General features: G+C 66.7%; 14 protein-coding genes and 1 pseudogene. 5 read left to right on the top strand and 10 right to left on the bottom strand.

From position 1 onward, the window contains the following. Positions 1-144: 144 nt before the first annotated feature. The 3 genes from G5C50_RS11170 to G5C50_RS11160 form a co-directional block, all read right to left on the bottom strand. Positions 145-2517 carry a VIT domain-containing protein gene (locus tag G5C50_RS11170; RefSeq protein WP_165069033.1) on the bottom strand — a complete coding sequence of 791 codons (2373 nt, stop codon included), beginning with the start codon at positions 2515-2517 and terminating at the stop codon, positions 145-147. A 502-nt stretch (positions 2518-3019) separates the two neighbouring features. Then, complete coding sequence (locus G5C50_RS11165) at positions 3020-3559, bottom strand: hypothetical protein (protein WP_165069030.1); 540 nt, start codon at positions 3557-3559, stop codon at positions 3020-3022. Between the two features lie 33 nt (positions 3560-3592). After that, positions 3593-3901: a hypothetical protein gene (locus G5C50_RS11160; RefSeq protein WP_165069027.1), complete on the bottom strand. Its 309-nt coding sequence runs from the start codon at positions 3899-3901 to the stop codon at positions 3593-3595. A gap of 632 nt (positions 3902-4533) precedes the next feature. Here G5C50_RS11160 and G5C50_RS33205 point away from each other — a divergent pair. Both G5C50_RS33205 and rpmA read left to right on the top strand, forming a co-directional pair. Further along, positions 4534-5337 (top strand): C1 family peptidase, encoded by an 804-nt coding sequence (locus G5C50_RS33205; protein WP_165069025.1) that lies wholly within the window; start codon positions 4534-4536, stop codon positions 5335-5337. Between the two features lie 140 nt (positions 5338-5477). Next, a pseudogene (gene rpmA / locus G5C50_RS32600) lies at positions 5478-5711 on the top strand (50S ribosomal protein L27); the annotation flags it as partial. A gap of 647 nt (positions 5712-6358) precedes the next feature. On the opposite strand, the gene G5C50_RS11145 reads toward rpmA, so the two are convergent. Beyond that, a complete protein-coding gene (locus G5C50_RS11145) occupies positions 6359-8740 on the bottom strand; it encodes an FG-GAP repeat domain-containing protein (RefSeq protein ID WP_165069021.1) in 2382 nt (793 codons plus the stop codon). A gap of 243 nt (positions 8741-8983) precedes the next feature. On the opposite strand from G5C50_RS11145, the gene G5C50_RS11140 reads away from it, so the two are divergent. The 3 genes from G5C50_RS11140 to G5C50_RS11130 all read left to right on the top strand — a co-directional run bounded on the left by G5C50_RS11140 (position 8984) and on the right by G5C50_RS11130 (position 12834). Then, complete coding sequence (locus G5C50_RS11140; RefSeq protein WP_165069018.1) at positions 8984-10891, top strand: type II and III secretion system protein family protein; 1908 nt, start codon at positions 8984-8986, stop codon at positions 10889-10891. A gap of 201 nt (positions 10892-11092) precedes the next feature. Further along, positions 11093-11995, top strand: coding sequence for a hypothetical protein (locus G5C50_RS11135; RefSeq protein ID WP_165069015.1), 903 nt, complete (start codon positions 11093-11095; stop codon positions 11993-11995). Positions 11996-12024: 29 nt separating this feature from the next. Beyond that, positions 12025-12834, top strand: coding sequence for a tetratricopeptide repeat protein (locus G5C50_RS11130; protein ID WP_165069013.1), 810 nt, complete (start codon positions 12025-12027; stop codon positions 12832-12834). Here the strand turns inward: G5C50_RS11130 and G5C50_RS11125 are convergent. From G5C50_RS11125 to G5C50_RS11100, 6 genes are all read right to left on the bottom strand, one after another. Further along, positions 12814-13788: a type II secretion system F family protein gene (locus G5C50_RS11125; RefSeq protein ID WP_165069010.1), complete on the bottom strand. Its 975-nt coding sequence runs from the start codon at positions 13786-13788 to the stop codon at positions 12814-12816. The two genes, G5C50_RS11130 and G5C50_RS11125, sit on opposite strands and share 21 nt — an antisense overlap. Before the next feature lie 21 nt (positions 13789-13809). Beyond that, positions 13810-14784 carry a type II secretion system F family protein gene (locus tag G5C50_RS11120; RefSeq protein WP_165069008.1) on the bottom strand — a complete coding sequence of 325 codons (975 nt, stop codon included), beginning with the start codon at positions 14782-14784 and terminating at the stop codon, positions 13810-13812. Beyond that, a complete protein-coding gene (locus G5C50_RS11115; RefSeq protein ID WP_165069005.1) occupies positions 14781-16196 on the bottom strand; it encodes a CpaF family protein in 1416 nt (471 codons plus the stop codon). The genes G5C50_RS11120 and G5C50_RS11115 overlap by 4 nt, the downstream gene beginning before the upstream one ends. 88 nt (positions 16197-16284) lie before the next feature. Beyond that, positions 16285-17475 carry an AAA family ATPase gene (locus G5C50_RS11110; protein WP_165069003.1) on the bottom strand — a complete coding sequence of 397 codons (1191 nt, stop codon included), beginning with the start codon at positions 17473-17475 and terminating at the stop codon, positions 16285-16287. 49 nt (positions 17476-17524) lie between these two features. Further along, on the bottom strand, positions 17525-18490 hold the full coding sequence (gene cpaB / locus G5C50_RS11105; protein WP_165069000.1) for a Flp pilus assembly protein CpaB: 966 nt from the start codon (positions 18488-18490) through the stop codon (positions 17525-17527). Continuing rightward, positions 18487-19125 (bottom strand): A24 family peptidase, encoded by a 639-nt coding sequence (locus G5C50_RS11100; protein ID WP_165068997.1) that lies wholly within the window; start codon positions 19123-19125, stop codon positions 18487-18489. The genes cpaB and G5C50_RS11100 overlap by 4 nt, the downstream gene beginning before the upstream one ends. Positions 19126-19134 lie beyond the last annotated feature (9 nt).

Below are 19134 nucleotides of genomic sequence, written 5' to 3'. Positions count from 1 at the left end.
AGGTCCCCTCTCGGGCCTGAGCAAGCCTCCCTTCTCCCCCGGTGGGAGAAGGTGGCCGAAGGCCGGATGAGGGGGACTATAGCGTCACAGGATGCTGGGCTCGCTCCTCTCATTCAGGAGCCTTGTCCCGTCGACACGACCGCGTCACCGCGTCTCCTCCGCCGGGTCGATGCGATACACGGCGTCGGCCAGCTTGACGACGACGGGGTCGGTGAAGGTCAGGTACTGGTTCCAGTCGGCGGACTGGGCGCGGGCGAGGTTGAAGTAGTCGTCGGAGAACTGGCGGACGACCTTCGCCCCGGCCTCCTCGCCCGGCTTCACGGCCGAGTCGACCCACCGGCCTTCCTTGAAGTAGAACGTCTTGGCGCCCACCTGGCGGACGGTCTCGGCGCGAGCCTGGGCCTGGCCCTGCTGCTGGCCGGCCTGCCGACCCATCTGGGCCTGCTGACCCGCCTGCGCGCCGGCGGCCTGCCTCCTCGCCGCCAGCCTCGCATCGGCCGGGTCCGAGGGCCCCATCATCCCGCCCATCATGGCCCCCATGCCGCCCATGCCTCCCGAGCGTCCTCCCATCATTCCCGGCAAACCCCCGGACGTCTGCGGCGCGGCGGCGTCGAAGCCGAAGCGGCTGGCGGATTCGGCGAGGTGGAGCGAGTCAACCTTCTCGGCGTCGCGGTAGGCGTTTTTCAGGCCGCGTTGATTGACGCCCGACGCGCCGCTGAGCTCGCGGAGCTGCACCAACCGCTCGCCGGCGACGGCGTTGTTGGCGGTGATGTGCAGCGGGGTGCGCTCGTCGGCGAGGAACGAGGTGTAGGGGGTCATCACGCCGTACTGGGTGCTCAGGCGGACGAGCTCGTCGACCAGCTCCTTGTTCTGGCCGTTGAGGTCGATCTGGTCGATGAGATCGCCGATGCGCCGGACGACCCAGATGCGTTCGACGAAGCGGTAAGTGGTCCCCCGGTCGGACTCGGCCAGCTCGACGGGGAACTCGTGCGAGCGGGATTCGGAACCGACCCGGCCCGAGACCTTCAGCTTCGTGGGGCCGGAGCGGCGGTAGCGGCCGGCCCAGACGATCTGGCCGCCGTCGAAGAGGTCGGGAAGCTCGCGCGGGTAGGCGCGGTTGACGTCGGAATCGGCGAAGGCGATCTGAACGCCGGTGAGCACGGGGCTGGTCATCTTGGAGACGAACCGGCCGACGTGGGCCTCGATGCTCTCGTCGGGCTTCACGTACTCGCTGGCCCCGCTGTTGCCGCCGCTGAGGCGGTCCAGCAGCCGGGCGTTGACGTCGTAGCCGACGCCGAAACTGAAGACCCGCGAGTGCTTCAGGTTGGCCTTCTTGCACGAGTCGGCGATCTGGAATTCGTTCGTCTGGCTCACGGTCGGCAGGCCGTCGGTCAGGAACAGGATGTAGCTGGGCCGCGAGTCGTCCTTGATGAGCCCGAGCGCCGTACGCAGGGCCTCGTCGATGTTCGTGCTGCCGCCTTCGCGGATGTTGTCGACGTACCGCTGGGCCTCGGCGCGGGCGTCGGGGCCGAAGCGTTGCAGCTCGGGCTTGTAGGTCTCGGCCCAGTCGTCATAGACGACGATGTTGAACAGGTCGTCGTCGCGGAGGCCGTTGAGCACGTCGCGCAGGGCGTTGCGGGCCTGCTCGATCTTCTTGCCGGCCATCGAGCCCGAGCGGTCGAGCACGAAGACGACCGTCTTCGGCAGCGGCTTCGAGTCGGACGCCTTGACCTCGGGGCTGGCGAGGACGAGGTAGTATCCGTCCTCCCCGGCGCTCGGGCGATAGCTGAGGACCGAGGCCCCCAGGCGGCCCTCGGCCAGCGTGTAGACGACGCGGAAGTCGTTCATCGCCGAGACGTCCCGGCGCTCCAGGCTGACGCGGACGTCGTGGTCGCCCGAGCGGTCGATCCGGGCGTCGTCGCTGGGGCAGAAGACCGATTTGATCGAGTCCCGGCTGGCGATCGCGACCTTCACGTCGACCTTGCCGACCGGCTTGCCGGCGAACTTCTGGGTCGACAGGGGATACGAGAACTCCACCACGTCGCGGTCCCTGCGGCAGAGCTGGGTGTACCGCATGAGCACCTTGCGCTCGGCGCCGGCGGGGATCGGGAAGACGCTGGTGCGATAGAGGCCGCGACCCATGTATTCCAGCAGAGCGGGGTCGCGCTTGCCGCGGACGATCTCCTCGTAGATGCGGCGGGCCTCGTCCTTGTTCATCAGGCGGCCGGGAAGCTCCTTGCCGTCGACCATCAGGACGAGGTTCTCGACGACCGCGTCCTCGGGGATCGGGAACAGGTACTCGGCCTCAAGCTCGGTGGAGCCGGGGTTGTAGAAGGTCTGGGCGACCTGCACCTCCGCCGCCTGGTCGCGGATCCGGGCGTCGACGGCCAGCTCGCGGACCTCGAAGGCGTTGCGGATCGGGATCCTCGGCCGGCGGTCGATGATCCACCCCTGGGCCCTCGCCTCCGCCCCCAGCGTCATCAGCAGAATGACCGCGATATTCCACCTGGCTGACATGGCCGTCTCCCCGGGCCGACGCCCGTTCCACTCCCAACGGTTTGAGGGATTCCCTGGCCCTCTCCCCGTTAGACGCACGAGCCGCCGATTTCTGAGGACCCTTCCTCGATTTCTCGATCAAGGCGGGTTCGATTTGGCTTCGATCTCTCAAGTCGTGCATCGAAGCCGTTGGTCGTAAGTCGATAGATAAAGAGTGTTTGCCGCCCGTTTTCTGCTCCGGAGAATTGGGTTCGGTCGACCATTTTTCGATCTCGCCGCGCGCCCGTTCTCATCCGCCGAGGAACGCCGACGCCCAGCGCTCCTCTATCGATATCATGGTCCCCGATCGCCAATTCCGATCGAGAAAATCGAGACCAAAACGGCCTTCCCCCCTCGCGGGGGAAGGTGGACGCGAAGCGGCCGGATGAGGGGGGACCGGCGCGGCGTTCAGGGGAGATCCGCCGGGTACGCGGCGAGGCTGATCCATCGCTCACCTGAACTCATTCGGAGAGGGGACGGCGGATCAGCCGATCGGCGCTTGAACCGATTTGTAGTAGCCGATGATCTCCGCGAGATCTCCCCCCGCCGAGCCGGAGAACGAGCGCTCACCCGGTTTCGACAAGTCGGAGAGCAATTCGTAGAACGGGTGGCAGGTGACGCCCTCGGCGGCAAACGCCTCCAGTTCATCGGTATAGCGGACGGCCCCATGAATGAGATGAAAGGACCACGCGACGCCAGGCCAAAGTTCGGTCCGCAGCCGAACCTTGGCAGGTGAGCGGAACTTGGCGTCGATCCATGTGCGGGCGCAGGCCCTGATCTGCTCAGAGTCGCGCTTGCGTACGTAGCTGCTTTTTCCGCCGGGACTACCGGCCGGCTCGCGTGCGATGTAGCCGATGGGCCGGAAGCTCACCGTCACCTCGACGTGCCAGCCGATCACGCCCTCAGCCTGCGGACGCACCGCGAGCAAGTCCATCTCACCAAGACCCTGCTTGACGCCGCGAATGGTGAAGTAGCCGTTTCGGTTGAGCCATTCTTCGACGAGGCTTTCGGCGAGCAGGGCCACGTCGCTCTCCCTCCATATTTTCGATGTGAAAGCTCAGACGTCGGACTCATTGGGCAGCCGCATGAGGCCTCGCAACTCGCCCAGAGCGTCGCGGACATGGGCCATCTCGTGCATCGCCTCGCCAAAGGAATCCCATCCACTGAGCCGCGTCAATTCCTTGAGGGCGGCCGACACGGCGATTTCGGCGTCGTTCATCGCCTCCCCGGCTCGCCCTCGCCACCAGTCGGCGAACTGACCGGCGACCCAGGACGCCGGTGAAACTCCCTCCGGGAGGCTGCCGCTCGACGAAAGAGCTTGCTCGATCCAGTTGGCGAGAATGGTCTCGATCTCGTCCGTGGACATTGTTCGATGCCGTCTGACGAAGCTATTGAGATAGTCCGGTAGTCTGGCGTGCGGTCAGGAGTCCTGGCTCGAATTCATCGTCGGGGCCGATGGCGAGGGCCAAACATTCCCGCCGTAGCCAGGATAGCCGCCGACGAGCAGCGAGTTGCAGCGCCAGCCGGCCTCGTGGCCCGCTGCCCGGCCGTCGTACTCATGCCACTCGACGATATCGGGAAGTCGAATCGTCGCGAGCCAGCACACAGGCGAGGTAGACGCTCTTTGCGGAGCCATTTCCCCACCAGTCGCCGGTTGCCGCGACCTTGACGCCCGCCGCCCGAGCCGAGGCTTCGAGATCCTGGAGATGTTCGCAGATGATGAGTTGGAACACAAACTTATACGAGGATCGGGCCGTTAGGCTGGGTCGAGACCCAGCCCGAGAAGGTCAAGCCTCATGAAAGGTGGGGCTCGACCCAACTTGTCGAACCTTGCGATTGTAGTGATCTGCCCCAGAAATGCCCTGTTACTTGGCAGTGCTCCGGCACATCGAGGCATGGCAGACTCTTGACGCCTCCGATGCTTCGTTGTAAAGTCTCTGCTTTGTTCATTAAACGCGTGTCGAAACGGTGTTCTCAGAGACTATTGGAGCAGTAACGATGCCGGTGGATTGGCCCGCCAAAAACCAAGGCAGACGTCCAACTTGCGTGGCTTTCGCACTTGCAGCATGTCACGAATTCGCATTGTGTCCTGACAATCCCGAACCGAGAGATCCTGATTTAGAGTCCGAACAATTTCTGTGGTGGGCTACGAAGGTTGTCGACGGCAGGAGCCACTGCTCGGGAGCTAGGCTGAGCGATGCAGTCGAAGCTCTAAGGAAGTATGGGTTCTGTTTTCATTGGGAGTGGCCATACCAGTTTGAAGCGGGTCCTGGCGAAGACGACTGCACGCATGAGATCTTCCCTTTGCGCCCTAATGGGCTGGTGGACGCCGCCGCGCAGAGACGGAGATTCGCGAATGCTATCTATGTCTCCAATCCCAAGGTCGACAGTGTCATTGAAGCTATACACAAATATGGTGCGGTTGCGGTGAGCCTTCCAGTGTTCGTGAACAAGGCTAGTGGAAAAACTGGATGGACGAATCCTATTGCCAAAGAAAAAGGTCGTGTGATGGAACCTCCAAGCAATTCACAGCCCACCTCTGTAGGGCACGCTGTCACGTTGGTTGGTTACAGCAAGGATCCCAAGGCCCCAGGAAAAGGTTGGTTCGTCCTTAGAAATTCCTGGGGCAATAAGTTCGGTCGCAATTCATACGTTCGTGGGATACGACTTCCGGTTGGATATGGGACCATCTCAGCGGACTATGTGTCTAAATATACACGATGCATGGCTTATGTGGTACGTGCGGAATCGTCCGATCCAACGCCGATTGAGCCACGATCCCAAACGATCGTGGAGGCTTGAATCTGGAGGGGGCAAGGAGCGAGAGATTGGTGGGGTTGGTGGGATTGTGCGGGGTGTAGCGGCGGGCCTCTAGACTTACTCTCATGGAATCTCGTTGACATGTGGCGAAAGGCCGCCCATGTTAATCTGGGGGGATTGGGATGGCGCACAAGAAGGGGCAAGGATCGAGTAGGAACGGACGTGATTCTAATCCACAAATGCTTGGCATCAAGCTGTTCGGTGGGCAAGTCGCTAAGGCGGGCAGTATAATTTGCCGACAACGTGGGACGAAATGGTTGGCGGGAAAGAATGTTTACTACGGCCGGGATTGGACAATCCATTCGAAAATCCGAGGAAAAGTTTACTTTGACCTTCGAGGACGCCGAATCAATGTGAAAGCTCAAGAGGTTCCAGACCTCGGAGACGGCGTGGCGATTGCTGATCCGGCACATGCACGGCAACGGGGAAAACCCTCGCTACATCCCGAGATCGTTGGTTCATTTTTGCTCCGCCTTGTCAATAAAAGCACAGGAGCGGCCGGCATGCAGCCATACACAGATTTGACAATTCAACCTGACGCCATATTGCAGCGCACCCAACCTGCGTTTGGCGCTATCGTGCGATCAGACCAACTCTTGGTACCTCCGATCGTAGCGAAGGTCTTGGAATCTTTGGGTATCGAAGTCGCCTCGGAATTCCTCTCCTATGCGAAGACGTACCCCGATTCATTGGCAGAATTATTGACCTTAGACGTTCAGCATGTCGAACGGGAATCTCAGTCGCTTGAGACAATTCTAAGAGACTACATCGATGTGAGGCTATTCGACGCTGGGCTTCCCGAAGACCTGGACGAGTTTGGGTTCGGGGCGATCTTGTCTCAAGACTGACCCCTTACTCTTTTATCCGTGTGTCATAGTGATGTAAATTCGTGTCGGCTTCCTTGACGACCTGTGAATTCTAGCATCCGAGGCCGTTCGAGCTATGAAAAAAGGCCTTGCGCCATGAAAGCGGCGCAGGGCCTTTTTTCATTAGTTTGTTGATTTTACTTGGGGGCGGAGGCGGTTTCGGCGGTCTTCTTGGGGGACTCGCCGGGGTCCTGGCGGAGGACGACGATGCGGTCGTGGAGGATGGCGACGAAGTCGGAGCGGCCGTCGCCGTCGACGTCGCCGACGGCCATCTCGCGGGGCTCGAACGAGTGGCCGGAGCCGCCGCGGTAGGACTTTCGTTCGAAGAGCTTGAACGTCAAGGCGTGCAGGAGGTCCTCGGAGCCGTCGTAGGTGGCGATGTCCACGGCCTGTTCGGCGAGGTCGGTGAAGATCACGTCGGCGACGCCGTCGGCGTTGAAGTCGCCGGCGATCAGGTCGCCGAGACGGCTCTCGGCGGTCCTGGGCTCGTACGAGGCGATCGCCTTCAGCCTCCGCGCCCGGCCCCCGGTCTGGAGGACGGCGAAGCGGTCGGTGCCGGCGATGAGGAGGTCGTCGCGGCCGTCGCCGTCGAAGTCGCCGACGTGCAGGCCGTCGAAGTTGATCGCCCCCAGCGTCAGGCTGCCGGCCTGGCGGTAGACGCCGTCCTTCGGGGTCAGGAAGAGCAGCGACTTGGTGCTGCGGTCCAGCAGGACGACGTCCTTGCGGCCCTCGCCCGTGACGTCGAGCGCCGCGGCGCCCTGGATCTGGGCGTTGCCGCGGGAGGCGTTGTACTGGTCCTTGATCTGCCACTGCCCCTTGTCGTCCAGCAGCACCTTGCGGGCGAAGGTGTTCTGGGCCACGAAGACGCCGGGGCCGTCCAGGTCGCCCACCCCCACGCCGGCGGGCGTCGCGCCGCCGAGCGGGCCGAGGCCCCCGTCGAACGGCTTCATCGAGCCGTCCTTCTGGCCCAGAAGCAGGATCGGCGAGCCGAAGGCGCTGAAGATGAGCAGGTCGGACTTGCCGTTGCGGTCGACGTCGAAGGCGCGGAGGGCCGTCGGCGCGCCGGAGAGGCCGGTGATCTTCACCTCGTCGGCGTCGGCGAACTTGATCGCGGAGTAGCCGCCGCGGCCGTCGGTCTGGACGCCGCGGACCTGGAATTCGTCGGAGCCCGGCTTGGATCGCGTGGCGTAGAGGAGGGTCGGCTTGCCGGATTCGTCGGCCAGGGTCATCGCCACCGGCTCGCCGATGGTCGGCAGCACGACGGGGAACGCCAGCCGGCCGTCCTGGAACCGGCTGACGCCGATCTGCTTCTCCTGCTCGGAGAGGATGTAGGCTTCATTGCGGCCGTCGCCGTCGAAGTCGGCGAGGGCGACTTGCTTCGCCCCCAGCAGGCTGGGGAACGACTCCGCGCTGCTGAGGCCGGTCGTCCCCGACTGGCGGTAGACCCAGACCTGGGCGTTGGCCGGGTCGGTGACGACGACGTCCTTCTTCTTGTCGCCGTCGACGTCCCCCACCGCCAGGCTCCGCCCGCGTTCGTTCCCCTTGGGGAAGCCGAAGAAGGCCAGCCGGCCCCACTTGTCCTCGGAGTCCGGCGCGGCGTCGTCGAGGGTGTAGACCTGGCCCCGGCCGGCCTGCTCCTCGACCGTCAGCACCTCCACGCCCTTCTTGCCGTCGATCTGCCCGAACGCCAGCGCCCGGACGCCCGGCAGGGCGAACTGCTGCTCCGGCCCCAGCTTCTTCTCCGGGGTGGAGAACCGGACGTGGATCGGGTGGTCGGTCTCGCCGTCGAGGATCACCACGTCGAGGCCGCCGTCGCCGTCGAGGTCCTGGAGCTTGACCATGCTCGGCTTGGACGCCGTGTGCGGCCAGCGCTCGGGCTCGGTGAAGACGCCGGGCTCGATCTGGCGGATCAGGACCAACTCGCCCTCGGTCAGAAGCGCCAGGTCGTCGCGGCCGTCGCGATCGAGGTCGCCGACGGCGAGGGCGTTGGTGCTCTCCAGGGCGTCGCCGGTCTTGATTCGCTTGGGAGCGCCGAACTTGCCGTTCCCCTCATTGGGGAGGATGACGACCTCGGCCGGGGTGCCGTAGAAGACCAGGTCGGGCTTGGAGTCGCCGGTGAACTCGCCGACGGCCAGGCTGACGACCTCGCGGTCAACGGGGAGGTTCACGACCCGCATCCGCTTCTCGGGCTCCAGCTCGTTGACGTCCTTGCGGAACGGGCGGGCCTCGGCCGGGTCGGCGGGCTTCTTGGTGGAGAGGAACAGGTCGATCCGCGAGCGGGCGTTGTCGGCGACGATCATGTCGTCGGTCTTGTCGCCGTCGAGGTCGGCCAGGGTCAGGTTGTTGATCCGGAAGTCGAGCTTGTACAGCTCCAGGGGAAGGAAGCCGAAGTAGTCGGCCAGCCGGCCCCGGCCCTCGGCCTTCGGCTCGTCGGCCGTCGCCAGGCGCTCCGCGCCCGCGGCGATTCCCAGACAGGCCCCGATCAACACGAACCCGCGAATCCCGAGCGGTTTGATCATCAGACGGTTCCCGACTTCCCGCGACCCTGGGCCGGTCGGCCGACGATTCGGCCTGCTCCCGCCCCCAGACTACGGGGGCGGGGCGTTATCGACAAGTGGAGGAGTTTGCCGATCGTGCGGGTGAAGCGGCCGTTCTCCGATCGTCAAGGGCGGAAAATTAGGCTCAAGCGGTGGACGGGGTCTCGCCGAAATAGACCACGAATCGACCTTGCCGATTATTCCATTTCCTCCGGCGGCCCGTTCATGACCCATCCTCTCAGCATAAACCGCTGGGCGACCCGCCCTTGGGATGCGGCGAAGGCGACGCGGCCGATCGCGGCGGCGGTCCTTCTGCTGCTGGCCGGGACGGCCGTCGCTCAGGAGCCGCCGGCGGAGCGGCCCATCGTCCCCCTGCCGCCTCCTCCGCGATTGGAGCCGGCCACGCCGGAGGCCGCGCCGCTGCCGCCGCCGCCGTCCCCGTCAGGCCTGAAAGGCCCCTTTGTCTCCGGGACGGCCGCGCCCAGCGCGACGATCGAAATCAAGGTGGGGCAAGGGAGGTTCCTGACCTTCGACGAGGATCTGGCCCAGCCGAACAAGCCCTCGCCGTTCCTGGCCGTGGGTGATCCCACCGTCGCCGACTTCTTTCAGGTCGGCCCCCGGCAGGTCAGGCTGCTGGGCAAGAAGCTGGGGATCTCCGACCTGATGGTCGGCACGGCGACGGGCAAGACGTACGAGTACGAGCTGCACGTCGTCCCCGACCTGGACGCGCTCGACGCCGAGCTGAAGCGGCTCTTCCCGGACGCCCGTCTGCAACTTTCGCCGCTGCGCGACAAGGTCGTCGTCGAGGGGCAGGCTCGGGACGCGTCCCAGGTGGGGCTGATCGTCGCGGCGATCGACGGCTACATCCGCCACGTCCAGCGGGTCGCGATCCTCGGCCAGGTGGGAGATGCGCGGAGCACCATCCAGGAAGCCCCCCTCAACCCGGACGGCTCGGTCAATCCCAACGCCCCCTCGGGCCCGAGCGCGATGGGGATGGAGATGGCCGGCGCGGGTCCTGGCATGATCGGCGGCCTGAGCGCAGCGGCCGGCAGCGGACCGCTGGCGCCGCCTACCACTCCCGGGTCGATGACGGCCAACCAGATCGCCGCCAACCACACCCAGGTCATCAACCTGATTCGCGTACCGACCTCGCAGCAGGTGCTGCTGAAGGTCCGCGTCGCCGAGTTGAACCGGACCGCCTTCCGCGAGGTGGGCGCCGACTTCCTGGCCTCCATCCCCGAGTTCTCCACCCTCTTCGGCAGCAATATCGCCGGCAATGCTTACGTTCCCGGCCAGATCGGCCGCACGACCTTCAACCCCGAGATCTCCCAGGTCGACGCGCGGTCGATGGCGATCGGGACGGCCGCGACGGTCTTCGGGACCTTCGCCGGCGGCCGGTTCAACACCGTCCTGGTGGCGCTGCGGCGAAACAACCTGTTGAAGATCCTGGCCGAGCCGAACCTGGTGACGCTCAACGGCCATCAGGCCAGCTTCCTGGCCGGCGGCCAGTTCCCGGTGCCGGTGAACTCCGGCCTGGGCGGCGGCGTCGGCGGCGGCAACGTGCAGGTCGAGTTCAAGGACTTCGGCGTCCGCCTGGCCTTCCTCCCCACCGTCGAGGACGGCGAGACCATCCGCCTGACCGTCGACCCCGAGGTCTCCTCGATCGACTTCTCGCTGGGGACCACGCTGGTCCCCGGCGGCTCGCCGGTCCCCGGCCTGAACGTCCGGCGGTCGCACACGACCGTCGAATTGAAGCAGGGCGAGACCCTGGCCATCGCCGGCTTGATGCAGTTGACGCTCGACGCCCAGACCCAGCGGATCCCGGGACTGGGGGACCTCCCCTACATCGGCGCCTTCTTCAGCAACACCACCAACACCCGGACTGAGAAAGAGTTGGTCGTACTGGTGACGCCCTACCTCGTGGAGCCCATGCGGCCGGGGCAGGTCCCGCCCACGCCCGGCGACGAGGTGAACGAGCCCAACGACCTGGAATTCTTCTTCATGAACCGGATCGAGGGCCGCACTGGCGTCGACAATCGGTCGACCACCAAGTACGACGACCCGCTCCACCTGGTCCGTCCGCATCTGCTGGAACGCAAATACATGAATGGTCCTGTCGGGTTCTCCCACTAATCAGTATGGATCTCACACGTTGACTCGAAATCGAGAGCCTGGGTGGCCATGAACCGGCCCGGGACGGCGGCGCGACCTTTGCCGATCACATGCCCACGACAAGCGTGGGCATGGCACCCGATTTCAATCTTCCCGCGGTGAAGTTGAGCGAAGAGCGTCGATACGTCCGCTCGAAGCTCGGAAAGCAAGGAGCGCAACCCCATGGAATCGAACCCCCGACGCCGTCAACCGCGCGTCGCGAAAGCCCTGGGGCTGGCGGCGATCCTGGCCGCGGCCCCGGTCGGACTCGCCCGGGCGCAGCAGGCCGCTCCGAGCGAGGTCGTGATCCCGCACCCGAACCCGGCGGCGCCGGCGCCGGTTCCGCCGGCGGCCGTGATCTCGCACCCGGTCGTCCCTCCGCCGCCGCTCATCCGAGGCGACGGCGCGTACGAGGAAGCTCCGGACGCCGCCTCGTCTGAGATCGTCCGCCCGGCCCCGGTCACGATTCAGGCCCCGCCCGACGAGTTCCCGACCCGGCTGGAGAAAGCCCCGCTCGACCCGGTGGCGACTGCCGAGAAGGGCCCGCACTTCGTCTTCAAGAAGATGCGGTCGTGGCTTTGGCGGCGATCGCAGGGGAAGATCCTGGGGTATCCCGAGGAGTTCAAGCCCCGGCCGCTGGGGTCGTCGGTCTACTCGATGGGCCGGACGATGGCCGCGAACGGGGCCGAGGCCCGGCTCGCGTTGTACGACTACGACTTCGCCCCCGGGACGGCCGAATTGACCGAGCGCGGACGCGACCAACTCGCCAAGGCGGCCGCCCAGATGGCCGCCAGCCCCTACCCGTTGATCGTTGAACGGACCCCGGACGACCCGGCCCTGGCCGAGGCCCGTCGTCGCGCCGTGATCGGCGCGCTGGCGTCGGCGTCGCTTCCCGTGGAGGCGGACCGCGTTCTGGTGGGCCAGCCGCTGCCGTTCGGCATGTCGGGCGTCAACGCTCAGATCGTCAACGCCAACTCCCTGAATCGGACCCAGCAGTACGGACCGCCGATTCCGATCAACTCCAACGGTGTGAACAGCCCCAGCGGCGTGACGAACCAGATGGTGGGCGTCATCCCCGGCCAGTGACGGCCGTGGTGGAAAGGGAGCGAGCGACCATGCGAATCGGATTCGCGACGACGCGGACCCCAGTTCTTCTGGGCCTGATTCTGGCGTCCGTCATGGCCACCGGGTGTCACGGACGCCGCCGCGAGGAGCACGCCTCCGCCAAGCTCCTCGACGGCGCCACGATCGCGCACGCCTCGCGCCGCCAGACGGCCGACGTGCAGGTGGCCATGGGCCGCACGCTCGAACAGACGGGCGACTTCAAGGGGGCGGAAGCCGCCTATCGAGAGGCCCTCGCCAAGGACCGTCGTCGAGGCGACGCCGAGGCCCGTCTGGCCGTCCTGGCGGAGCAGGCCGGCGACTCCAAACGCGCTGACGAGCACTTCGCCCGGGCGTTGAAGCTCGACCCCCGCGACCCGGACCTCCTCTGCGACCACGGATACGCCCTGTATCTCCGCGGCGAATGGGAAAAGGCCGAGGCCGCCTACCGCAGGGCGCTGGCCGAGGACCCGCGGCACGCCCGGGCGCACAACAATATGGGCCTGGCCCTGGCTCGCAAGGGAGAGCGCGACGCCGCCCTCGCCGAGTTCGCCGCCGCCGGCTGCGACCCTGCCGACGCCCGCTCCAACCTCGCCCTGGCGATGGCGATGGAGGGCCGAATGGAAGACGCCCGCGAACTCTACGCCGAGGCGCTGGCGTCCAAGCCCGACTCGCTCCCCGCCCGCGACGGCCTCCGCGCCGCCGGCGCTGTGCTGGCCTCACGCGACAGGCCGCCGGTCGCCGGGGTTCCAGCGACGGCCACCGCGTCCGCGACCCGTCGCGATTCGGCCGTGGCCCGCGCCTCAGCCCCCGGAAGCGACTGACGCCGCCGCCGGGGGCGCCTGGTCCGCGGGAGTGGATCCCAGCGACTTCATCATCTGGAAGACGGCCGGGGCGAGCAGAATCACGAAGATCGCCGGGAAGATGCAGAAGAGCGTCGGGAAGAGGATCTTCGTCGCCGCCTTCTGAGCGCGCTCCTCGGCGATCTGCTTGCGGCGCTCGCGGAGCGTGTCGGAGTGAGCCTTCAGGCTCTTCACCAGGCTGGCGCCGAACCGCTCCGACTGGCCGATCACCGTGGCCATCGACGCCGCCTCCTCCAGCCCCGTGCGCTCGGCGAAATGCGTGATCGCCTCGCCCGCCGTCCGGCCGAGCTGGATCTCGCGGTCGACGATCCGCAACTCTCCCCCCAGCATCGGGTGCGCCGTGCCGATCTCATCGGCGACCTTCTTCAACGCCGCCTGAAAACTCAACCCGCCTTCCAGGCAGATGATCAGGACGTCCAGCGCGTCCGGCATGGCTCGGCGGAGCTTGAGCTGGCGCCCATTGCGACGCTTGTCGAGCCAGAAGCTGGGCCCGATCATGCCCACGAGGAAGAGCCCCAGAGCGGCGCCCATCGCGCGGTCGGGAGGCGCCGCGCCGGTGAGCGTCAGACCGGCGCCCACGACCATCGCCGCCAGCATGATCGACAGCTTCACGCCCAGGAAGAGGTAGATCGCCTGGCGGTTGTACAGACCCGCCAGCACCAGGCGGTTGGCCAACCGATTGCGCTCGGCCTCGTCCTCCGGGACGATCACCTTGCCGAGTTTCGGCAGCGCGGCCTTGGCGATCTTGGCGACGGTCTCCGGCTTCTCCTCGTCGGCTCGGCGGCCGCGTCCCGACAACTCGTCGAGCCGGCCGGCGAGCTTGCCGCGCTTCTGCGAAAAAACCGTCCCGGCCAGGAGCGCCACTCCGGCGACGGCCCCGAAGACGGCGAGCAGGACGATGGTTTCCTGGTCCATGAGCGGAGGCCCTTCCTCGCGTCAAAACTCGAAGTTAACGATCTTGCGGATCCAGAGGATCCCGACCAGCTCCGCGCCGAAAGTGGCGGCCAGGACGTCCGGGTGCTCGAACAGGGCGATCGCGTAGTTGTAATTCATGACGAGGAGGATCAGGATCATCACCGGCGGCATGCCCGCCAGGACCCAGCCCTGCATCCGGCCCTCGGCCGTCAGGGCGGAGATCGCGCCTCGGATCCGGTAGCGCTCGCGGACCACGTTGGCCAGCTTGGCGAGCATCTCGGCCAGGTTGCCGCCCGTCTGCTGCTGGACGAGAACCGCCAGGACGAAGATCTTCAATTCGATGACGCCGGTGCGACGGGTCAGCTCGCGGAAGGCGACTTCGGGGGAGAGGCCGAGGTTCTGTTGTTCGTAGCAATACGCGAACTCGGTGGAGATGGGCTGAGGGAATTCCTCGGCGACGCCCAGCACGGCCTGGCCCAGGCTCTGACCGGCGCGGACGACGCGGGCCATCAGGTCGAAGGCGTCTGGAAGCTGGGATCGGAGCTTCTCCATCCGGGCGTCTCGGCAGCGTTTGACGTACCAGATCGGCAGCACACCGGCGATGACCGCCCCCATCACCCCGTGCAACGGGCTCCCCTGAATGAAGAACGCCAGCGCGCCGAGCGCGGCCGAGGCTCCGCCGGCGATCGTCAGCAGCCGGCCGGGGGTCACGTCCAGGCCCGACTGTTCGACCATCGACTCGAACGCCTGCGACCAGGTCGTCTGGCTGGATGCGGCCCGCGCCGCGGCGTCCATCTGGTCGAGGTTCTTGAACAGCGAGGCCTTCTTGACCTTCGCCGCCGCGCCGGCCGCCTGTCGCTTGAGCATCTCGACGTCGACGCGCTCGTTCACGCGGGCGCGGTCGCGAAGAAACAGGTCGGAGACGATCTGGTAGACGGCGGCGACGAACGCCGCGGCCGACGCCGCGGCCATGACGAGAATGATGGGCTCGTTCACGACGCCGTCTCCCGGGCCTTGCTTCCGAACAGGCCCCACGGCTTGGACGTCTCGACCGGCGGAGGCGGCGGGGCGTCGACCTTGGGCGTGAGGATCCGGCTCTCGAACATCTCCGGCGGCAAGGCCAGGCCAGCCTCTTCCAGCCTGGCCAGGCACTTGGGCCGGACGCCCGTGCAGAAGTGGTAGCCCTGCGCCCGGCGCTGCTCGTCCACGCCGGTCTGCTTGAAGACGAAGATGTCCTGCATACTCACCACGTCTCCTTCCATGCCGACGATCTCCGAGATCTTGATGATCCGGCGCACGCCTCCCGAGAGTCGGGCCGCCTGGACGATGAGGTGCACGGCCGAGGCGATCTGGCGGCGGATGATCCAGATCGGCAGATCGAACCCCGACATGCCGACCATCATCTCCATACGGCCGATGGCGTCGCGGGTGTCGTTGGCGTGGATCGTGGTCATGGAGCCGTCGTGGCCAGTGTTCATGGCCTGGAGCATGTCGAGCGTCTCGCCGCCGCGGCACTCGCCGACGACGATCCGCTCGGGCCGCATTCGAAGGGCGTTCTTGACCAGGTCGCGGGTGAGGATGGCCCCCTCGCCCTCGATGTTCGGCGGTCGGGTCTCCAACCGGACGACGTGCGGCTGCTGGAGTCGCAGTTCGGCCGCGTCCTCGATCGTGATGACCCGCTCGTCTTCCGGGATGAAGGACGAGAGTGCGTTGAGGAGCGTCGTCTTACCTGAACCGGTGCCGCCGGAGATGACGGTGTTGGATCGGCCTCGGATGCAGGCCGAGAGAAAGTCGACCATCTCCTGCGTCATCGCTCGCTTGGCCACCAGGTCGGCGGTCAGGAGCGGCGACTTCCCCGCGCGGCGGATCGAGAGCGAGGTGCCGTCGAGGGCCAGAGGGGGGATCACGGCGTTGACGCGGGAGCCGTCGGGAAGTCGGGCGTCGCACAGAGGGGACGTTTCGTCGATGCGCCGGCCGACCCGACCGACGATCCGACGGACGATTTCCTGGAGGTGCTTCTCGTCGTTGAAGACGACGTCCGTCCGGTTGAGCCGGCCCCCTTGCTCGACGTAGACCACCTTGGGGCCGTTGACGAGGATGTCGGAGACGGTCTGGTCGCGCATCAGGCCCTCAAGCGGGCCGATGCCGAAGACCTCGTCAAGCACGTCCTCGACGAGTCGCTCGCGTTCCGAGAGGCTCAGCAGGTCGTCGTGGCGGAGGCAGAGTTGCTCGGCTCCGCGACGAATCTCCTGGCGGATCTCCTCCTCGCTCATCGACCCCAACGACGAGACGTCCATCTCGGAGATTAGCTTCTCGTGCAGCTCCTTCTTGATCCGCAGCCGTCTTTCCTCGGCTGAAGACGGACCTCCGCTGCGTCGATCCGTCATGACCTCGTTCGGCAGGCTCATCGCCCTTCCTCCCATCTCCTCCGCGCAGGGGATGCCGCACGCCAGCGTCCCCGGACAAGCCTAGTGCGCGTCTGGGCCCACGGCGCGATCAGCGCGTCGCAACGGCCGGTTTTCGTCGCAGAAGCCGCAAGAAGGCCGGACCGGCGACTCCGGGCGTCGCAGCGGCCTGCGCCGGTTCTGTCTCGCGCAACAAGTCAGCGAGCTTCACCAGGCTCTTCGCCGCCCTTGAGGACGGCGCTTCGACCACGACGGGGACGCCGTTGTTGTTGGCTCGCGTCACGGCCTTGGCGTCCTCCGGGATCATATGGGCGATCGGGCCTCCCAGGGCCTCTTCCGCCTTGGCCTTCGGGACCTCCAGCGGTAGACCCGCTCGATTCACGACCACGCGGATACGATCGCCGGCCAGGCCCAGCCTGTTGAGGTGCTCCAGCGCCCGGTGGGCGTTGCGCAGGGAGTTGAAGTCCAGGCGAAGGACCACCAGCAGGACGTCGGCCTGCCGCAGCGCGGCGATCTGCTCGTCACGGTACGAATGATCGACGTCCACCACGACGAAGGGGAAGAGCGAGCGGGCCAGGTCGATCGCCCGCGCCACTCCCTCGGGACGGACCAGGCGGGAGTCGACCAGATGAGTCGGCGGGGCCAGCAGGCTGACGCCCGAGGCGTGCTTGACGAAGGTTCGTTCGAGCATCACCCGGTCGAACGAGGTGGGGTTCTTGCAGAGGTCGGCCAGGCTGAAGTTGGGTTTCAGATCCAGGAGCGCCGCCAGGTCGCCGGATTCCAGCTTCAGGTCGACCAGACCGGTCGAGCCGTGTTCGGCGGCCAGGGCGACGCCGAGGTTGGCGGCGACGGTGCTTGCCCCGGCGCCTCCACTCGGTCCGAGGATGGCGACCACCTTCCCCAGGGATGCCTTGGTGGCAGGCCCGGCAGCCAGTCGGCCGAGCGCCGCGGCCAGTTCGGCTTCCAGGTCGGCCCGATCCAGATAGTCGCGAACGCCGGCCCGCAAGGCCTGAAGGACGAACCGAGCGTCGGCGGCCGGCCCCACGGCCAGCAGGCCGCCGCCTGCCGAAGGGGCCAGCCGGGTCAGCAGTTCCAGGGCCGCCGCCGGGTCGAGCGGCAGCACTGCGATCACGGTTTCCACCCCCTTTTCGCGGGCCAGTCGGGTGGGGGCCTGGGCGATGGACACGACCTCGGGCCGAGGCCCGTCCTTTTGGTGGAAGGCCAGCACGGAACGGACGCGGGAGGCGAGCGACTCATCGTCGGCCACGATGAAGGAGGGCATGGGCGATTCCTTTACGGCGGGGGTCGACATTCCCTGAGTGAGCAGCGAGTCAGCGGGGAGGGCGGCGGAGTCCCTGCGAGGCGACGGCCGAAGCGTTGGGTTGAGGCCGCAGCCGGCCCGGCGAAAGTCGGTTCGACCCGGAGGGAAGGACCGTGATCTCGTCGCGGCCGGCGACCGTCCCACGGAGAGTCCGGACCGTCAAAACCACAAGCTCGGGTTCTTCGGGCTCGGGGGGGGGCGGGGGAGTCGGCGCGGCGATCGCGGGAGGAGGCGCGGCGGGCTCGGGCTTGGAAGGCGTCTCAGGGAGTCCGAGGTCGGCGAGCGTCGCCCGCGTCTCGTCGACCGGCGTCTCGTCGAGCGAGTTCCGCAACGACAGGTGGAGCTTCCCCTTGTCCTGAGCCAGATCGAGGATCGAAGCCTGTCTCGGCGTCACCAGCAGGGTCACGGAGCGAGTCTCGCTGAGGTTGGCCTTGGCCTCGACGGGTGCATCGACCAGGGTGTGCACGGCGAGCAACTCGATGTTCTGGAGGATCGTGGTCGTGGCCGAGCCGTCGTCTCCTTGCGAGCCAGGAGGCTGGATCGTCAGGAGAACGTCCACGCGGTTGCCGGGTTGGAGAAACCCCGCCAGGCTCGACGAAAACGTGGGGGTCAGGATGGTGAAGGCCCGCATCCCCGGCGGGATCATCGAGGCCATCCCGGCGCGGCTCCCCTTCGGTAGAAGCTTGGGCTCGACGACGATCTCACCCTTGAGCAATGGGATCGACGGAATCCGCCCGGCCGTTTCCTCGATGGAGGCCAGAGCCCCCTCGGGGACCTGGGACTTGGGGATTTCCTTGACCTCGATCGCGGCGGCCTCGATCGACTGGGCGCGGGCGAGTTCGGCCTTGGCCGTGACGACCTTCGCCTTCTCCTCGACGACGACCGCGGGCTTCTTCATCATCCCCTTGACGCCGAGCACGGCGGCCAGGCCGCTCGCCAGGGCGAGGATCGCGACCAGCATCGTCTGGGGTCTCACGACGCGGCTCCTTCAGAAGTCGTCGCGAACGCCGCGGCGGGGGCCGTTGGGTTCGCGGGGTGGGGCGAGGTCGGTTCCGGTCCGACGCCGTCCGGTCTCCAGATGAAGACCGCGGCGACAAGTCCGAGGAAGGTCATGGCGGCGAACGGCACCAGTCGGCGGCGGCGGTCGGCCCGCGCAGTCTCGGCGGCGATCTCCGGCGCGATCGACGGCCGGACGTCTCCTCGCCGCATCCGGTCGGCCAACCGGAGCATGTCGACGGTCGTCGCGGCCAGGCCGCCGTAGAGGACCGAGAGAGCGAGAGCGTAGAGCCCGGCGGCGATCGCCGAGGCGAAGAAGACGCGGAGCGTCAGGGCCGGCCCGAGCCAGGCCCCCAGGGCCGTCAGCAGCTTGACGTCCCCCGCCCCCACGCCCCCCAGGATGAAAAAGGCGGCGAGCAGGCCGAAGCCGGTTAGGGCCCCGAGCCCGCTCGCCGCCAGCCCCTCCCATCCCCCCGCCCAGGCCGATGCAGCCAGACCAGCGGCCAGCGCGGGGAGGGTCAGAGCGTTGTACACCTTGAATTTCCAGAGGTCCGTCCCAGCGGCGATCAGGGCGACCGTCGTCGCGGTCAGGACGAGCGCTTCATGGCCTGGCACGGGATCGCG

This window comes from Paludisphaera rhizosphaerae (genome assembly GCF_011065895.1).
Taxonomy (GTDB): domain Bacteria; phylum Planctomycetota; class Planctomycetia; order Isosphaerales; family Isosphaeraceae; genus Paludisphaera; species Paludisphaera rhizosphaerae.
The sequence above is the reverse complement of the archived record's forward strand: the minus strand, read 5'-3'. Positions and strand labels throughout refer to the sequence as shown.